Annotated in this window: 13 protein-coding genes and 1 pseudogene; 2 read left to right on the top strand and 12 right to left on the bottom strand. The window is 68.2% G+C overall.

Annotated elements, in window-relative coordinates; all coding sequences use genetic code 11:
- Positions 1–230: 230 nt before the first annotated feature.
- Positions 231–2,126 carry a glutamine--fructose-6-phosphate transaminase (isomerizing) gene (gene glmS / locus ABD301_RS08725; protein WP_344308752.1) on the bottom strand — a complete coding sequence of 632 codons (1,896 nt, stop codon included), beginning with the start codon at positions 2,124–2,126 and terminating at the stop codon, positions 231–233.
- Between the two features lie 147 nt (positions 2,127–2,273).
- On the opposite strand from glmS, the gene ABD301_RS08720 reads away from it, so the two are divergent.
- Positions 2,274–3,035: a DM13 domain-containing protein gene (locus ABD301_RS08720; protein WP_344308750.1), complete on the top strand. Its 762-nt coding sequence runs from the start codon at positions 2,274–2,276 to the stop codon at positions 3,033–3,035.
- A gap of 287 nt (positions 3,036–3,322) precedes the next feature.
- On the opposite strand, the gene ABD301_RS08715 is transcribed toward ABD301_RS08720, so the two are convergent.
- The 3 genes from ABD301_RS08715 to ABD301_RS08705 all read right to left on the bottom strand — a co-directional run bounded on the left by ABD301_RS08715 (position 3,323) and on the right by ABD301_RS08705 (position 6,622).
- Complete coding sequence (locus ABD301_RS08715; protein ID WP_344308748.1) at positions 3,323–4,930, bottom strand: hypothetical protein; 1,608 nt, start codon at positions 4,928–4,930, stop codon at positions 3,323–3,325.
- Positions 4,906–5,679, bottom strand: coding sequence for an ABC transporter ATP-binding protein (locus tag ABD301_RS08710; RefSeq protein WP_279579814.1), 774 nt, complete (start codon positions 5,677–5,679; stop codon positions 4,906–4,908). Before ABD301_RS08710 ends, ABD301_RS08715 begins: the two co-directional genes overlap by 25 nt.
- A gap of 82 nt (positions 5,680–5,761) precedes the next feature.
- Positions 5,762–6,622 (bottom strand): SAM-dependent methyltransferase, encoded by an 861-nt coding sequence (locus ABD301_RS08705; protein ID WP_344308746.1) that lies wholly within the window; start codon positions 6,620–6,622, stop codon positions 5,762–5,764.
- Between the two features lie 83 nt (positions 6,623–6,705).
- Here ABD301_RS08705 and ABD301_RS08700 point away from each other — a divergent pair, with 83 nt between their 5' ends.
- Entirely contained in the window at positions 6,706–7,275 is a 570-nt protein-coding gene (locus tag ABD301_RS08700) for a TetR/AcrR family transcriptional regulator (RefSeq protein WP_344308745.1), read from the top strand.
- Positions 7,276–8,045: 770 nt separating this feature from the next.
- Here ABD301_RS08700 and glmM read toward each other — a convergent pair.
- The 8 genes and pseudogenes from glmM to ABD301_RS08660 form a co-directional block, all read right to left on the bottom strand.
- Positions 8,046–9,392, bottom strand: coding sequence for a phosphoglucosamine mutase (gene glmM, locus ABD301_RS08695; protein ID WP_344308744.1), 1,347 nt, complete (start codon positions 9,390–9,392; stop codon positions 8,046–8,048).
- A 187-nt stretch (positions 9,393–9,579) separates the two neighbouring features.
- A pseudogene (rpsI, locus tag ABD301_RS08690) lies at positions 9,580–9,960 on the bottom strand (30S ribosomal protein S9); the annotation flags it as partial.
- An 89-nt stretch (positions 9,961–10,049) separates the two neighbouring features.
- Positions 10,050–10,493: a 50S ribosomal protein L13 gene (gene rplM / locus ABD301_RS08685; protein WP_163567690.1), complete on the bottom strand. Its 444-nt coding sequence runs from the start codon at positions 10,491–10,493 to the stop codon at positions 10,050–10,052.
- A gap of 196 nt (positions 10,494–10,689) precedes the next feature.
- On the bottom strand, positions 10,690–11,661 hold the full coding sequence (gene coaA, locus ABD301_RS08680) for a type I pantothenate kinase (protein ID WP_344308741.1): 972 nt from the start codon (positions 11,659–11,661) through the stop codon (positions 10,690–10,692).
- Positions 11,662–11,787: 126 nt separating this feature from the next.
- Positions 11,788–12,339 carry a DUF1453 family protein gene (locus ABD301_RS08675; RefSeq protein WP_163567688.1) on the bottom strand — a complete coding sequence of 184 codons (552 nt, stop codon included), beginning with the start codon at positions 12,337–12,339 and terminating at the stop codon, positions 11,788–11,790.
- 36 nt (positions 12,340–12,375) lie between these two features.
- Positions 12,376–13,236 carry a methyltransferase family protein gene (locus ABD301_RS08670; RefSeq protein WP_163567687.1) on the bottom strand — a complete coding sequence of 287 codons (861 nt, stop codon included), beginning with the start codon at positions 13,234–13,236 and terminating at the stop codon, positions 12,376–12,378.
- Positions 13,233–13,553, bottom strand: coding sequence for a PadR family transcriptional regulator (locus ABD301_RS08665; protein ID WP_279579812.1), 321 nt, complete (start codon positions 13,551–13,553; stop codon positions 13,233–13,235). Before ABD301_RS08665 ends, ABD301_RS08670 begins: the two co-directional genes overlap by 4 nt.
- A 465-nt stretch (positions 13,554–14,018) precedes the next feature.
- On the bottom strand, positions 14,019–15,674 hold the full coding sequence (locus tag ABD301_RS08660; protein WP_344308738.1) for an ABC-F family ATP-binding cassette domain-containing protein: 1,656 nt from the start codon (positions 15,672–15,674) through the stop codon (positions 14,019–14,021).
- Positions 15,675–15,701: the final 27 nt, after the last annotated feature.

Below are 15,701 nucleotides of genomic sequence, written 5' to 3'. Positions count from 1 at the left end.
TGACCAATATGTGAAGTGCTGCGACTCGGCCCAGGCGAGCAGCCGCTCTCGTTGGCCCGGTTCACCCACTGACCGCGCCAAGGACGCCGACAATGCCAAAGCTAGGAGAACGGTCAAGACTTCACCTCGAAATGCGGCCGCCATGCATACTGACCAGAAGATCCTCACACACGTTTTGCATCGTTGCAAGGAAATCTCGCAGCCGGCATCGATCCCGGCCGCGGGCGTCGCTATTCGACGGTGACGGACTTGGCGAGGTTGCGGGGCTGGTCCACGTCGTGGCCGCGGGCGGCCGCGATCTCGCACGCCAGCACCTGCAGCGGCACCGTGGTGACCAGCGGCGCGAGCAGCGTCGGCGTGTGCGGCACCCGGATCATGTGGTCCGCGTACGGCGCGACCGCCTCGTCGCCCTCCTCGGCGATCACGATCGTACGAGCGCCCCGGGCCCGCACCTCCTGGATGTTCGAGACGATCTTGTCGTGCAGGATCGCCCGGCCGCGCGGCGACGGGACGGTGATGACGACCGGCGTACCGGCCTCTATCAGCGAGATGGGGCCGTGCTTGAGCTCGCCGGCAGCGAAGCCCTCCGCGTGCATGTACGCCAGTTCCTTGAGCTTCAGCGCGCCTTCCAGGGCCACCGGGTATCCGACGTGCCGGCCGAGGAACAACACCTGCTGCGCGGACGCCAGGTCCCGGGCCAGCTCGCGTACGGGCTCCATGGTGGCCAGCACCGCGGAGATCTTCTCCGGCATCTTCTGCAGCTGCTGCACGACCGCTGCCACCTCGTCCGCATACTTGATGCCCCGTACCTGCGCCAACAGCAGTCCGACCAGATAGACCGCGACGACCTGCGTCAGAAACGCCTTGGTCGACGCGACCGCGACCTCCGGACCAGCGTGTGTGTAGAGCACCGCGTCGGACTCGCGCGGGATGGTGGAGCCGTTGGTGTTGCTGATCGCGAGGACGCGCGCTTTCTGCTCCTTGGCGTGCCGCAGGGCCATCAGCGTGTCCATCGTCTCGCCGGACTGCGAGATCACGATGACCAGCGTGGATCGGTCCAGCACCGGGTCGCGATAGCGGAACTCGCTGGCCAGCTCCACCTCGACCGAGATCCGCGTCCAGTGCTCGATGGCGTATTTGGCGACCAGCGCGGCGTGGTACGACGTGCCGCAGGCGATCACGAAGATCTTGTCGATGTCCCGCAGGTCCTGGTCGGTCAGCCGGACCTCGTCCAGGGTCAGGTCACCGCTGTCGGTGAGCCGGCCGCGCAGCGTGTCGGCGACCGCCTGCGGCTGCTCGGCGATCTCCTTGAGCATGAAGTAGTCGTAGCCGCCCTTTTCGGCGGCCGAGGCGTCCCAGTCGACGTGGAACTCCTTGGGCGTCACCGCCACCCCGAAGAAGTCGGTGACCAGGATGTCGGTCGGAGTGATCTCCACGACCTGGTCCTGGCCGAGTTCGACGGCTTCCCGGGTGTGCTCGATGAACGCGGACACGTCGGAGGCGAGGAAGTTCTCACCGTCGCCGCGACCGGCCACCAGCGGCGAGTTACGGCGCGCGCCGACCACCACGTCGGGAGCGTCCGCATGCACCGCGAGCAGCGTGAACGCGCCTTCCAGACGCCGACACACCAGCCGCATCGCCTCGGCCAGCCGGCCGGCGCTGTCCGGCGTGCTCTGGACCGGCAGGTGGTCAAGGGTCGCGTACGCCTGCGCCAACAGGTGCGCGGCGCACTCGGTGTCGGTGTCCGAGGCGAGCTCGATGCCGGCCGCCTCCAGCTCGGCACGCAGGTGCGCGAAGTTCTCGATGATGCCGTTATGGATGACCGCGATCTTGCCGTCCATCGACGTGTGCGGATGGGCGTTGCGGTCGTTGGGAGCGCCGTGCGTCGCCCAGCGGGTGTGGCCGATGCCCGTACGCCCGAGGGCGATGCCGTTGTCCGCGGTGTGGGCGCTGACCGCCTCGGTCAGGTTGGCCAGCTTGCCGGCCTTCTTCTCGGTCGCCAACCGGCCATCGGCGACCACGGCGATCCCGGCCGAGTCATATCCCCGGTACTCGAGCCTGCGCAGGCCCTCCAGGACAACATCCAACGAGCGCTGATGACCGACGTACCCCACAATGCCGCACATGCCGACCGAGGGTAACCACCCCACGGCGGGCCGCCGGCCGCCGGGCCGGCGGAAGTGACATGCGCCCTGGCCGTAACGGTTCAGCTTCACCAATCCATAAGGACTGTCAGCTTTCCGTCAGCTGCCCTTGGCCGGGAGACTGGGTGCATGTCGTACCCACCGCAGTCGTCTGCCCCGTTTGGTCCGTCCGGTCCGTTTGGCACCCCGCCGCCTCCGCCGGCCCGACGGCCTCGCTGGCTGCGCGCCTTTCTGCTCGGCCTGGTCGTTCCCGGCGTTGTCATCAGCGTCGTCATGGGCGTCGTCACGCTGGTCAAACCGCAGGTCGTCCTGGGTGCCGTCGGTAACCCACTGGTCTGGGCCTTCATCGGCGGCGCGCTGGTCGTCGGAGTGGTCGTCGGGCTGCTCGTACGGCTGCTGCGCGGTCCCGGGTGGCTGGCCTTCAGCGGCTTCTGGCTGCCGGTCGTGGTGGCCACCGCGTACGGGGTAGCGCCCGCTTTCATCGTCACGTCCGTCGACGAGAAGGCTCCTCCGGCCGCTCTCGCACCGCCGTCCTCGGCTGGCGCCTCGGCTTCTCCCGCCCCTGTCGCTGGGGATGTCGGACAGGCCGCGTTGACGGGCATCGGCCACAAGGCCAGCGGCACCGCGCGGCTGATCCGTACCGCCGACGGCACCTATGTCGTACGTTTCGAGAACTTCAAGATCGAACAGGGCCCGGACTTCCGCATCCACCTGGTCCCCGGCGCCGGTGCCCGCAACCCCGGCAAAACCCCCGACCTCGGCGGCCTCAAAGCCAGCAGCGGCAACCAGAACTACCCCGTCCCCGCCGGCACCGCGGTGTCGGCGCCCACCACCATCCTGATCTGGTGCCGCGCCTTCCAGGTCCCCGTCGCCCAGGCCACCATCCGCTGAGGCCTGTCCCGACCTCGACCAGTTGGACGCACCTTTCGCGCCGGGTGCGGCGCGAAACTGTCGTACCCCTCCGGCAAATTTGCCCCCACCCAGTGACGGGTGGGGGGCGGGTTTGAGGACCGATGTTCAACTAAAAATTAAGGTCCACCTCTCGACCCACCCCCCGCCCGTTCAAAGGGAGGGGGAAAGAAAAACAGACACCTACGACAATTTCGCGCCGCACCCTATGTAGCGATCTGCACAATCGGAATCCGATTGTGCAGATCACCTCGCTCGGAAAGCGTCGCTCAAGAGCGGTCGCCGGACGCCACGATGGCGAGAATCGCCGGGCCTCGTACGGCATAGGCGTCGCCGGCCACTCGTACGCCGAGCGCGATCGCGCCGATCCCGCACAGCACGCCGACGACCAGTACGGCCCAGAGCAGGGCCGGCAGGACGGTCAGGCCCAGAGCCAGCAAGATCCCGGCCGGCAGCGCGGTGACCACGGCTATGGACAGGGAGATCAACAGCGTGAGGAAGGCTCGGCCGCCCTGGCCGGGGGCGCTGGAGGCGAAGGCGCTCGATCGCGACTGCGGCATCCCGTACGGGGCCCACACGCTGCTGACGCACGCGCCGGCGATCGCGCCGCCGAAGATCGCGCCGAGCAGGCCGATCGCGGCCGGGATCTGGCCGGGCTGACCGAGGATCAGCGGGTAGGCCACTGACGCGGCGAGTACGAGCGGGATGCCGGGCAGCAGAACAGCGACCGCGTGGCCGAGCACCTCCGCGCGGGCGTGCGCGCGGCCGCCGAAAATCACCAGGTGCTGCCACAGGCCGGAGCCGTCGAAGCCGAACTGGTTGGTGGCCTGGAATCCGACCAGCAGGGCGATCATCCAGCCGCTGTACGGTCCCCCGATCGAGCTGTGGCCGGAGAAGAGCGGCACCAGCGGTACGACGATGCCGATCACCACCGAGGTCGCCCACGACATCCGCCGGATCGGGTCGCGGCCGGCGAGGCGCAGGTCGCGACCGGCGATCAGGCCCACCGGACCGGGGACCAGCCGCTCAGCCAACCCGGACAGCGCGCCCCGACGGTTCGACCGCACCGTGGTGGAGGCATCCGGACGTACCAGCGACCGCGCCAGCGCACTGCGCCACCAGAGCGCAAGCAGCACCACTGCCACCAGGCCGACGAGCAGGTCCAACGCGACCAGACCCCAGCGCCCGGCACCGGCGTCCGAAGCGACATGGGCGAGCGCCCCCGGCGGCAACCACCGCAGCGAGTTCGCCGCCCCGGTCAGCAGGTTCACCGGATCGACTCGACCACCCGCTGCGCCGCTCACCAGGATGTTGAGGCCCTGCGGAAGCAACACCACGAGGATGCCGAGCACCACCGCGAGGTCCCGGCCGCGGCGGCTGCGCAGCAGCCCCGCCATGGTCGCCGCCATCGCACGCGACAGGCCAACACACATCAGCAGCTGAATCGCCGCGGCCGGCACCGAGAGCACCAGCGTCCACCACGGGTTGGCGACCGCGACCGCTCCGCCCGCCAGCACGATCGCATTGCCGATCGGGAAAACACCGATCAGAGCCGCCGCGAACAGGCCGCGTACGAGCGTGCCGTGGGTCAGCGGCAACAGCGCGAACCGGCGCGGGTCCAGGGTCTCGTCCACGCCGAAAGCGAGCAGCGGACTCACTGCCCACCCCAGCAGTTGGAAGATCTGCAGGATGCTGAGGACATCGGTGGCCACCGCGGGCGAGCCGGCGAATCGGGCCGCGAACAGCACCAACACGATCATCGCGGCCAGGAAGGCGACCGTGATCGAACTCCCGATCAGCTGTCCGATCGCCGCCGGTCCTTGACGGAACCTGTTACGCAGCAACGAAAGTTTCAGTCGGACGAAGAGCGCAACCACGCCAGCTCCCCCTCGTCCGCGGCCGGCGCGCCGACCAGGTGCAGGAACGCGTCTTCCAGGTGGGCGTGCTCGCCGCGTACGTCCGCGACCGCCCCAGCCGCCGCGATCCGGCCGCCGGCCATCACGGCCACGGTGTCGCAGAGCTGCTCCACCAGCGCCATCACGTGACTGGACAGCACGACCGTGCCGCCGCCCGCCGTGTATCGGCGCAGCACGTCGGAAATCACCCGGGCAGACACCGGGTCAACGGCTTCCATGGGCTCGTCCAGCAGCAACACCCGCGGGCTGTGCAGCATCGCCGCCGCGAGGGTGATCTTCTTCCGCATGCCGGTCGAGTAGTCGGCGACCAGCTTGCCGGCCGCGCCAGCGAGGTCCAGCACCTTCAGCAGCTCGGTGGCCCGGGTGTCCACCTCGGCACCGGGCAGCCCCCGCAACCGTCCGGTGTAAGAGAGCATCTCCGCGCCGGTCAGCCGCTCGAACAGCCGCAGGCCTTCGGGAAGTACGCCGATCCGCCGCTTGGCCGCCACCGGGTCGGCCCACATGTCGGCACCGCCGATCCGTACGGTGCCGGCATCGGGCACCAGCAACCCGGTCGCCATCGACAGGGTGGTGGTCTTGCCGGCACCGTTGGGACCGACCAGGCCGAAGAAGCTGCCGGCCGGCACGTCCAGGTCGATGCCGGCGACCGCGTACGTCGACCCGAAACGCTTGGTCAGGCCGCGAATCTCGATCGCTAGTTCGCTTGTCACGTACGAGATCATGGCAGCAGGACACCGCTGCCCGCGCGCTTCGCCGGAACGGTCAGGTCTCCTCCGCAGGGAGGAGGCGTGCTCAGCCCAGCTCCGCGGCCGCCACCCAGACCGCCGCCATCGCGTCCCGCGCGTCCAGCATCGGTGGCCGGTCCCGGCCCAGCCCGGCCGCGAAGGCGTCCATGTCCGCGACTCGCGCTTTCCAGCCGTGACTGGCAAACCAGCCGACCGGGTCGTCTATCCGAGACAGCCAGCTGGCACCCACCCGGGTCAGCGCGGCGACCTCGGCGCGACCGCCGATCATCGCGTCGATGCCGGTCGTCATCTCGTCTGTGACCATCCGGCTGCCGGCGCGGCTGAGCCCGCCGACACGGGCCATCAGCAGGTCGATATCCGCCAGGCGCAAATACGGCAGCAGGCCTTCGACCAGCCACAACGTACGCTCCGCCGGCTCAAACCCAGCCGACAGCAAGGCCGGCCCGAAGTCCTCCCGCAGGTCCACTCCGATCACCGAGTGCGGGCCATTGGGCCGTACACCGGCGGCCTCGACCACCGGCGCCTTGAACGCCATCAGGTCAGGCGTGTCGAGCTCGAAAACGCTGACGTCCGGCGGCAAGTCCAGCCGGTATGCCCGGCCGTCCAGGCCGGCCGCGAGGATCACGATCTGACGGAGGTCCGCTCGTACGGCATCCCGTAGTTGATCATCGAAATACCTGGTTCTCAGCGGCACGAATCCGCACATCTCCGGCACCAGGTCTCCCACCCCCAGGTCGCCGCCAAGACCGGGCACACCGGAGTCGTCGCCCGTACCGGCCGCGGCGAGGACGAACGCCTCGGCCAGCGGATCCTCGAACAGCCGATCCGCCCGGCGGCTTTCGATCCGGCGTTCCTGGGCCATGGCAAGCGCGGTCAGACCAACTCCGACCGGGGCACTGCGAGTCATCAAAGCCTCCCAAGTTTTGGTTCAAAAGCACGGTATCAGACTTTCCGACCAGTGGTCGTTAAATCTTTGGCTACAGTGCTGGGATGGATCCAGTCGGACGCCCCAGCCGCGGCCGCCCGCCGCGCCTTAGCCGCGAGCGGATCGTGGCGGCCGCACTGGAGTTCGACCTGGAGTCACTGACCATGCGCGGGCTGGCCGAACGGCTCGGAGTGACTCACTCGACGCTTTATGGCTGGGTGTCGAGCCGCGAGGAGCTGCTGGACCTGATCAGCGCCGTGACCGTCGACAAGACGCTGCCCGAGGGGGATCCCGTCGACGGCGACTGGCGCGGCTGGCTCACCACCGTCGCCGTACGCATGCATGCCGAGCTGATGAGCGCCCCCGGCCACGCCAGCCGACTGGCCGTCACCCAAGCCCACCGCGACGCCGCCCACGACCGCCTGCACAGCCGCGCCATCACCGCCCTCGCCGGCGCCGGCCTGACCCCCGAGCAGGCCCACCAAACCTGGTATATCTTCGGCGTCACCGTCCTGGGCTGGATAGCTGCAGAACAAGGCCAGGCGCGATACGTACAACCAGCCAGCGCGACCCGACTGCCCGCCTTTGAGCTGCTCCTGGACGTACTTTTACGAGGCCTTCCACCGCAGCCCTGATTTTGTCCATGACACCGGGAACCCCACCGACGCTCATCTTTTGTGACATTTCCGTGGCCCGCTGCGGGTGGGTGCGGCGCGAAATTGTCGTAGGTGTCTGTTTTTCTTTCCCCCTCCCTTTGAACGGGCGGGGGGTGGGTCGAGAGGTAGACCTTAATTTTTAGTTGAACATTGGTCCTCGAACCCGCCCCCCACCCGTCACTGGGTGGGGGTGATTTTTGGGGGTGGGTACGACAGTTTCGCGCCGCACCCTATGTAGAGCTGCACAATCGGATTCCGATTGTGCAGCTGGGCGTGCGATGGGGTGGTGTGGTGCCCTTCGGGCGGAGCCTCAAGGAAGAACGGGATCGACGGGTGGGGTACGGGGTGGCGAGGTTCGTTCTCCCCGTCAGCGGGGAGGACGAACCAGCGTCACGTTCGTGGGGTGGTTCAAGGCCTGTGTGGGTGCGGCTTTTGACTGTGGGTGACCCGGTACTGGGTGGGGGTATGTCCGATTGGAACGCTGTTGCCGATTTTGGGGCTCTGGATGGGCAACATCGTTACAATCGGACATAGGTGGCGGCGGTATTTGCAGAATCCGGTTACTGGTGGTGAAAGTTGATCCCACCAGTCCCAATAAGAACAGCGGGATGTGCTGACCGGACTAATTCCCACATGTCGGGATTAGAGTCTCACACTCCGGGCTCAACCGTTGCCCCTGCGACTCGAGTAACTCCTGACCACTCGAGCATCGGCGAAGGTAAAGATACGGGACAAACCTCGCCGCACGTCTAGGAAGCGGACTTGACGACCGTGGCGATGCGTTCGGCGAGGGTTCTGGCTTGGCCGGCGGTGGCGGCTTCGACCATGACGCGGATGAGGCGTTCGGTGCCGGAGGGGCGTAGGAGGACGCGGCCGCGGCCGGAGAGTTCGTCTTCGGCGGCTTGTACGGCGGCGGCTACGTCGGTGGACGCGGCGGCGGCGGCTTTGTCCTTGACAGCGACGTTGATGAGTTCCTGCGGCAGCCGGGTCATCACCTTCGCCAGCTCGCCGAGCGGGGTGCCGGTGGCGGCCACTCGGGCCATCAGCATGACGCCGGTGAGGAGGCCGTCGCCGGTGGTCGCGTACGCCGGCATGACGACGTGACCGCTCTGCTCGCCGCCCAGGGACAGGCCCTTGTCGCGGAGCGCCTCCAGCACGTACCGGTCGCCGACGGCTGTGGTGAGTACGTCGATGCCGTGCTCGCGCATCGCCAGGTGCAGGCCCAGGTTGCTCATCACCGTGACGACCAGGGTGTCGGCGGCGAGGGTGCCGGCTTCCTTCATGCCGAGCGCGAGGACCGCCATAATCGCGTCGCCGTCCACCGGGCTGCCGTCGGCGGCCACCGCGAGGCAGCGGTCGGCGTCGCCGTCGTGGGCGATGCCCAGGTCGGCGCCGTGCTCGACGACCGCGGCACACAGCGGCCCGAGGTGGGTCGCGCCCACCCCGTCGTTGATGTTCTCGCCGTCCGGGTCGTTGCCGATCGCGATGACCTCGGCGCCGGCTTTGGCGTAGAACTGCGGCGCGATGCCGGCCGCGGCGCCGTGCGCGCAGTCCACCACGACGCGCAGTCCGTCCAAGCGGTTCGGTACCGCCGCCCTCAACGCCGCCAGGTAACGGTCGCGGCCGTCCGGCAGGTCACGGATCCGGCCAATGGCACGGCCAACTGGCCGGGTCCATTCGCGAGAGGCGTTCTCGACGAGCGCCGACTCGATCTCGTCCTCGATGTCGTCCGGGAGCTTCGCGCCGCCACGGGCGAACACCTTGATGCCGTTGTCGGGCATCGGGTTGTGGCTCGCTGACACCACGATGCCGAAATCCGCACCGGTGTCGGCCACCAGGTGCGCGATCGCCGGGGTCGGCAGCACGCCGACCCGCACCACGTCCGTACCCGCCGCGCTGATCCCCGCGCAGACCGCGGCTTCCAGCATCTCGCTGGAGGCCCGCGGATCGCGGCCCACCACCGCGACCGGCCGCGGGCCGGCGGCGCCGCCGGCCAGTACGTGTGCGGTCGCCACCGAAACAGCTGTCGCCAACTCGGGCGTCAGGTCACCGTTCGCCAGCCCACGCAAGCCGTCGGTGCCAAATAGTCGCGCCATCAGATCTCCCGCCTCGCCCAGCATCGTTGCAGGTCGTCTGGGGAGAGTGGACCGCTGTTGGCGGACGTCTACCGGATCCGGCGATGCCAGATCGGCCTGACGGCACCAGGCGGTGGGCCTAAAGCCCTACCTCCTGGTGCCTGAGCCGACCGCAAATGCCGGCTCCGTACCGCCACGGCCCACTTTCCTACCGCTTGGAGTACTGCGGCGCCTTACGTGCCTTCTTCAGACCGTACTTCTTCCGCTCCTTGACCCGCGGGTCACGAGTGAGGAAGCCGGCCTTCTTCAGCGCCGGGCGGTCGTCCGGGTCCAGCTCGATGAGCGCGCGGGCGATGCCCAGGCGCAGCGCGCCGGCCTGGCCGGAGACGCCGCCGCCGTGCAGCCTGGCGATCACGTCGAACTGCTCGACTCGCTCAAGGGTGACGAACGGCTCACTGATGAGCTGCTGGTGGACCTTGTTCGGGAAGTACTGCTCAAGCGTCTTGCCATTGAGCGTGAACTTTCCGGTGCCGGGCAACAGGCGGACGCGAACGATCGCTTCCTTGCGCCGGCCGACGGTCTGTACGGGCGCGCCGGAGGCGACGGCCGGTGTAACGGTGGGGCTAACAGATGGAGCAGTCACGCTGCCACTTTCCTTCTCGACGCTGGTGGACAGGTCTACTGCGCGACCTGGGTGAGCTGGAACTCGGTGGGCTGCTGTGCCTGGTGCGGGTGGTCGGGACCGCCGTAGACCTTGAGCTTGCGCAGCATCTGCCGGCCGAGGGTGTTCTTGGGCAGCATGCCCTTGACCGCCAGCTCGACGGCCCGCTCCGGGCGCTGCGCCAGCAGGTCGCTGTAGGCCACCTTGCGCAGGCCACCCGGGTAGCCGGAGTGCCGGTACGCGACCTTCTGCTCCCGCTTCTGGCCGGTCAGCGCGATCTTGCTGGCGTTCACCACGACGACGAAATCACCGCCGTCGACGTGCGGCGCGAACGTCGCCTTGTGCTTGCCGCGCAGCAACCGGGCAACCTGGGTGGCGAGCCGACCCAGAACCACGTCGTTGGCGTCGATTACGAGCCACTGACGCTGAACGTCACCCGGCTTCGGGCTGTACGTACGCACAGGCCTACCTTGCTCTCGTCTCGTGACAGGGAATCCGCCGGCGGCTGCCAGAGGAGTCTTTCTGCTAGTGGTCATCTTCCGCGCGATCGACCGGTGGCCCATCGGCTGCTGCCAGCCCGGGCACGCTAAAGCGGCTCATCACGCAACGACCATTAACAATACCTGGCCGTCTCCGCGAGGGTCAAAACAGGTAGGCCTAGAGCCGTCGGAGCCTGATTCTACGCACCGTGTGGTCGACGCCTTTCGTCAGCACCAGGCGGGCCCGGGAACGGGTCGGCGCGATGTTCTCCCGCAGGTTCGGCCCGTTGATCTGCTCCCACAACGACTCCGCGGTGGCCATCGCCTGATCGTGGCTGAGCTCGGCGTAGCGGCGGAAGTACGACGTCGGATCACGGAAAGCGGTCTCCCGCAGTTTCAGGAACCGGTGCATGTACCAGGACTTCACGTCCGCTTCGAGTGCGTCCACGTAGACCGAGAAATCGAAGAAATCGCTCAAAAAGACCTTGGGAAGCCGGCCCGTACCATCGGTGCCGTGCTGCAGCACGTTCAGGCCTTCCAGGATCAGGATGTCCGGCTGCCGGACGGTCTGCACCTGGCCCGGCACGATGTCGTACACCAGATGTGAGTAGACCGGCGCGTGCACCTCGGCCCGGCCGGCCTTCACCTCGGCCAGGAAGCGGACCAGGGCACGCCGGTCGTACGCCTCCGGGAAGCCCTTCCGGTGCAGCAGGTTGCGCGCGATCAGGGTGGAGTTGGGGTGCAGGAAGCCGTCGGTGGTGACCAACTCCACTCGCGGATGGTCCGGCCAGCGGGACAGCAGCGCCTGCAGCAGCCGGGCGGTGGTCGACTTGCCGACCGCCACCGAGCCGGCCACCGCGATCACGAACGGCACCTTGGGCTCGGCCGAGCCCAAGAAGCGCCGCTGCGCGTCCCAGAGCCGCTGGGTGTTCGCCACGTACATGCTGAGCAACCTGGACAGCGGCAGGTAGACCGTGCCGACCTCGTCCAGGTCAAGATGGTCGCCGAGGCCGCGCAGCCGCTCGATCTCGGTCAGCGTGAGCGGCAGCGGCTCCGCCTCGGCCAGGGCCCGCCATTCGTCCCGGTCGTGCTCGACATAGAGCGAGGTGAACTCCCGGGTAACCGCAGCGGGCGGCACGGAAAGACCCATGACAACCATTGACTCACGCCAGCCGCCCCAGCACACCCGCTGCGCAGGTGGACATGGTCACAACCCGGACGGCCAGCGGACCTGGTACGCGGCCCGCAGGGTGCGGAATGGGGCGTTCCCGAGCTGCTAACGCACTTTCTTGATCATCGGTTCGGTTGGCGAAGGTTGCAGCGATGCGCTCGATGGAGACGACCGGATGAGCAGGAGGATGTTCTGCGTCAGGAGGGTGATGCCGAGCCAGAACAGCAGGCTGTTGCCGGTGATGATCGAGGTGGCGCCCAGCACACTGCCCGCCGCCGCCAGGACAATGCGCAGCACAATCGACAGCACCCACAGGACCACGGTTAGCGGCCCGTAGCGATACCAGGTCGTGTCCTGGTGGCGATAGAGCACGACGGTGTATCCGCGGATGCCGCCCAGAACGATCGACAGCAACACGTCACCGGCGATGACGGCGTAGTCGATTGTCTGCAGGTGCGAGTTCAGAGCTGGCGGGATGGTCGCGGCCAAGCCCAGAGCCATCAGTACGAGCGGCAGGATCAGCATCCGCTCCGGTCGCAGCTGTCGGCCGCGGATCCGCGTCACCACGACCAACACGAGGATGGCCAGCGTCAACGCTGCCGAAATCAGGGACGGGCTGGTGGCGTGTGTCGCCGCGGCGACCTCGTACGTGTTCATCGCGGCAAACTATATCGGAAAGTGTAATAGTCGCGGTCACCAGAGCAGCGGCACGAGCCGTTTGCGGGACGCGGCATAGTCGCGGTAGCGGTCGCCGAGCGCCGCCAGCATCGCGTTTTCTTCGACACGGGCGCACCACACGACGAAGGTGAGCGACAGCAGCACCTGCGTGACGATTGCGACCCAGTTGGCGGTGAGGGCACCGACGCCGGCGCAGGCCAGCAGCATGCCGGCGTGTCCGGGATGGCGCAGCAGCCGGTATGGGCCGGTCGACACGATCGGTTGATCGGCGGTGACCTTGACGGCAAAGCTGCAATACCGGCCACCCAATGCGCGGAACGCCCGTTCCCGCAGCGCGGTCCCGGCCAGGATCAGCGCGGCTCCGGCGACCTGTACGGGCATGCCGGGGCGGATCGCGGCGACCTGGATGGCGACCGGCGCCAGATTGATCACCGCCGTTCCAGCCAGTACGCAGGCGGACAACGCACACCAGTACGTGCTTCGGTTCGGACGCGGACCTTCGCGCCAATGCCGCGACCGCCGGCCGCGTCGGAACTCGGCGGCCTCGGTCACCAGCCACCCGACCTGGATGAGCAGCACGAGCAGTCCACCTGGATGGGCGCCCACGTACGTCCCGATCGGCCCCGCCGGAGCGAGCCAGGCCAGTAGCAGCGCGAGTCCGCCGCCGATCACCAACACCGCGCACAGCCGCAGAAGGACCGCTCGATCGGCGATGACCTGCCACCACGCCGCGGCCGCGGCAACGACGAGGTCCAGCCCGGCGCGTACCGGCGTCAGCTCGCCCGCCTCGATGAGATCGGTGACCAGCCAACCGACTTCGCGTCCGTACCGGTCCCGCCACCTGGGCGGATAGCACCGCAGCAGCCGCTCGATCACGACGCGCCGGCCGCCGCGATGCGCGCCAGCCCGACCTCGGCGATCCGCGCCGCCTCGGTCAGCCGCTCACGCAACTGCTCCTGACCGGCCGCCGTGATCCGGTATGGCCGCCGCCGGTCGCCGGCCGGCAACGACTCCACCAGCCCCGCTGCCTCCAGCTTCGCCAACGCGCCATACAGCGTCCCCGGCCCCAACCGGACGCCGGCGAAGTCCTCGATGTCCTTGATCAGCGCGTAACCATGCTTGGGTGCCTGCATCAAGCTGGTCAAGATGAGAATGCCGCGATCGGACGACCCGCGAATGGAATCCCTCGTCACCCGTACCCTCCTCGACCGGCCAGCTACTACGCAAAGTGTAAGAGCGCGCGGTCAGGATCCGGGAAATCGGGCCCCGATTCCCAGCAGGTGGACAGGCGCTGGATCCAGTCGCCGGTACGAACAACTACGTTCGCACCGCGATCACCGCACGCCAGCCGCCGCAGCACACCCGCTGCGCAGGTGGACATGGTCACACCCGCCCCGCCGCCGGACCTGCTACCTGGTTCTCGTCGCACGCTGACGCGGCCAGCCACCCCGCGCCACCGCAGCCACTGCGCCCAACACCTGAGCAGCCAACAACTGGGCCGCCCACCCACCCCGCCACCCCCGCGCGCCGGCCGAAGGCCGGCCCGGTTCACGGCGGTGGGGTGCCCGCCCTTTGGGCGCCCGGCGACGTGAACCGGATGCGCCGCCGCAGGCACTGCGGCCAACAGCTCAGCGGCCAACAGCTCAGCGGCCATAGACTCACCGGGCCCGGTCGACGCGGCCTTCGTCCCACACTGGGTCGTCGGACTCATAAACCCGGCCATCCGAGCCGAAAACCAGGTATCGGTCGAAAGTACGGGCGAACCAGCGGTCGTGGGTGACCGCTAAAACGGTGCCCTCAAACGATTCCAGGCCGTCCTGCAGGGCTTGCGCGGAATGCAGGTCGAGGTTGTCGGTCGGCTCGTCCAGCAACAACATGGTGGCACCTGCCAGCTCCAGCAACAAAATCTGGAAACGTGCCTGCTGGCCACCTGACAACGTACCGAAAAGCTGGTCGCCCTGATGGTCCAGCTCATAGCGGGACAGCGACCGCATCGCGCCATGCCGGTCCATTCCGTTGCGGTGGTCGTCGCCGCGCCACAGGATGTCCACCAACGTACGGTCGACGAGCTCCGGATGATCGTGTGTCTGCGCGAAAAGTCCGGGGAGTACGCGGGCGCCGAGCCGGGCCAGGCCGGTGTGTGGGACGGCCGCGATCTCCTCCAGCGCCCCCTCCCGGTGAGTGCCACCGCCGGCCAACAGCCGCAGGAAATGGGACTTGCCGGAGCCGTTCGAGCCGAGCACGGCGACCCGTTCGCCGAAGAAAACCTCCAGGTTGAACGGTTTCATCAACCCGGTCAGCTCGAGCTGCTCGCAGACCAACGCGCGTTTGCCCGTACGCCCACCGCGCAGCCGCATCTGGACGTTCTGCGCACGCGGCTTGGCTTCTGGCGGGCCGGCCTCCTCGAACTTGTCCAGCCGGGTCTTGGCGGACTGCAGCCGGGACGCCATGTCGGAGTTGTATTTGGCTTTCTGCCGGTACATCAGCACCAACGCCTTCAGCTTGGCGTGGTCCTCGTCCCAGCGCCGGCGCTGCTCGTCCAGCGAGTCGTGCCGGGCCTGCCGGGCGTCGTGGTACGTGCCGAAACCACCCGGATGCGTCCACCCGGTGCCGCCCTCGACGGTGATCACCCGAGTGGCCGTACGGGCCAGCAACTCCCGGTCGTGGCTCACATAAAGAACGGTCTTGGGCGAGGCCACCAACTGCTCTTCGAGCCACCTTTTCCCTGGTACGTCCAGATAGTTGTCCGGCTCGTCCAGCAACAGCACCTCGTCCGGGCCGCGCAACAGCGCCTCGGCGGCCAGCCGCTTCTGCTCGCCGCCGGACAGCGTCGCCATCCTGCGATACCGGCACCGGTCGTACGGGATCCCCAGCGCGGCCACCGTGACGGTGTCCCACAGCACCTCCGCGTCGTACCCACCTGCGTCGCCCCACGCGGCCAAGGCGTTCGCGTACGCCACTTGAGACGGCTCGTCGTCCTGGGTGACCATCCGCACCTCGGCCGCCTCGACTCGTTCGGCGGCGCCCCGGATGCCCGGCGGGGCCAGTGAGGCGAGCAACTCGCCGACGGTCAGCTCGTCCCGGATCGACCCGATGAACTGCCGCATCACGCCCAGGCCGCCGCTGCTCACCACCGCGCCGGCGGCGGCCGGCAGGTCGCCGGCGATGATCCGCAGCAGCGTTGTCTTGCCCGTTCCGTTCGCGCCGACCAGCGCCACCTTCGCGCCGTCACCGACCCGGAACGAGACGCCGTCGAACAGCACCCGGCCGTCCGGCAGCGTCAGTCCAAGTCCGGAAACCTCAATATGTCCCACAGGATAGGGAGTGTGACCGACTTCGGC

It is taken from the genome of Fodinicola feengrottensis (genome assembly GCF_039530045.1).
In the GTDB taxonomy this organism is placed as follows: Bacteria; Actinomycetota; Actinomycetes; order Mycobacteriales; family HKI-0501; genus Fodinicola; species Fodinicola feengrottensis.
The sequence above is the reverse complement of the archived record's forward strand: the minus strand, read 5'-3'. Positions and strand labels throughout refer to the sequence as shown.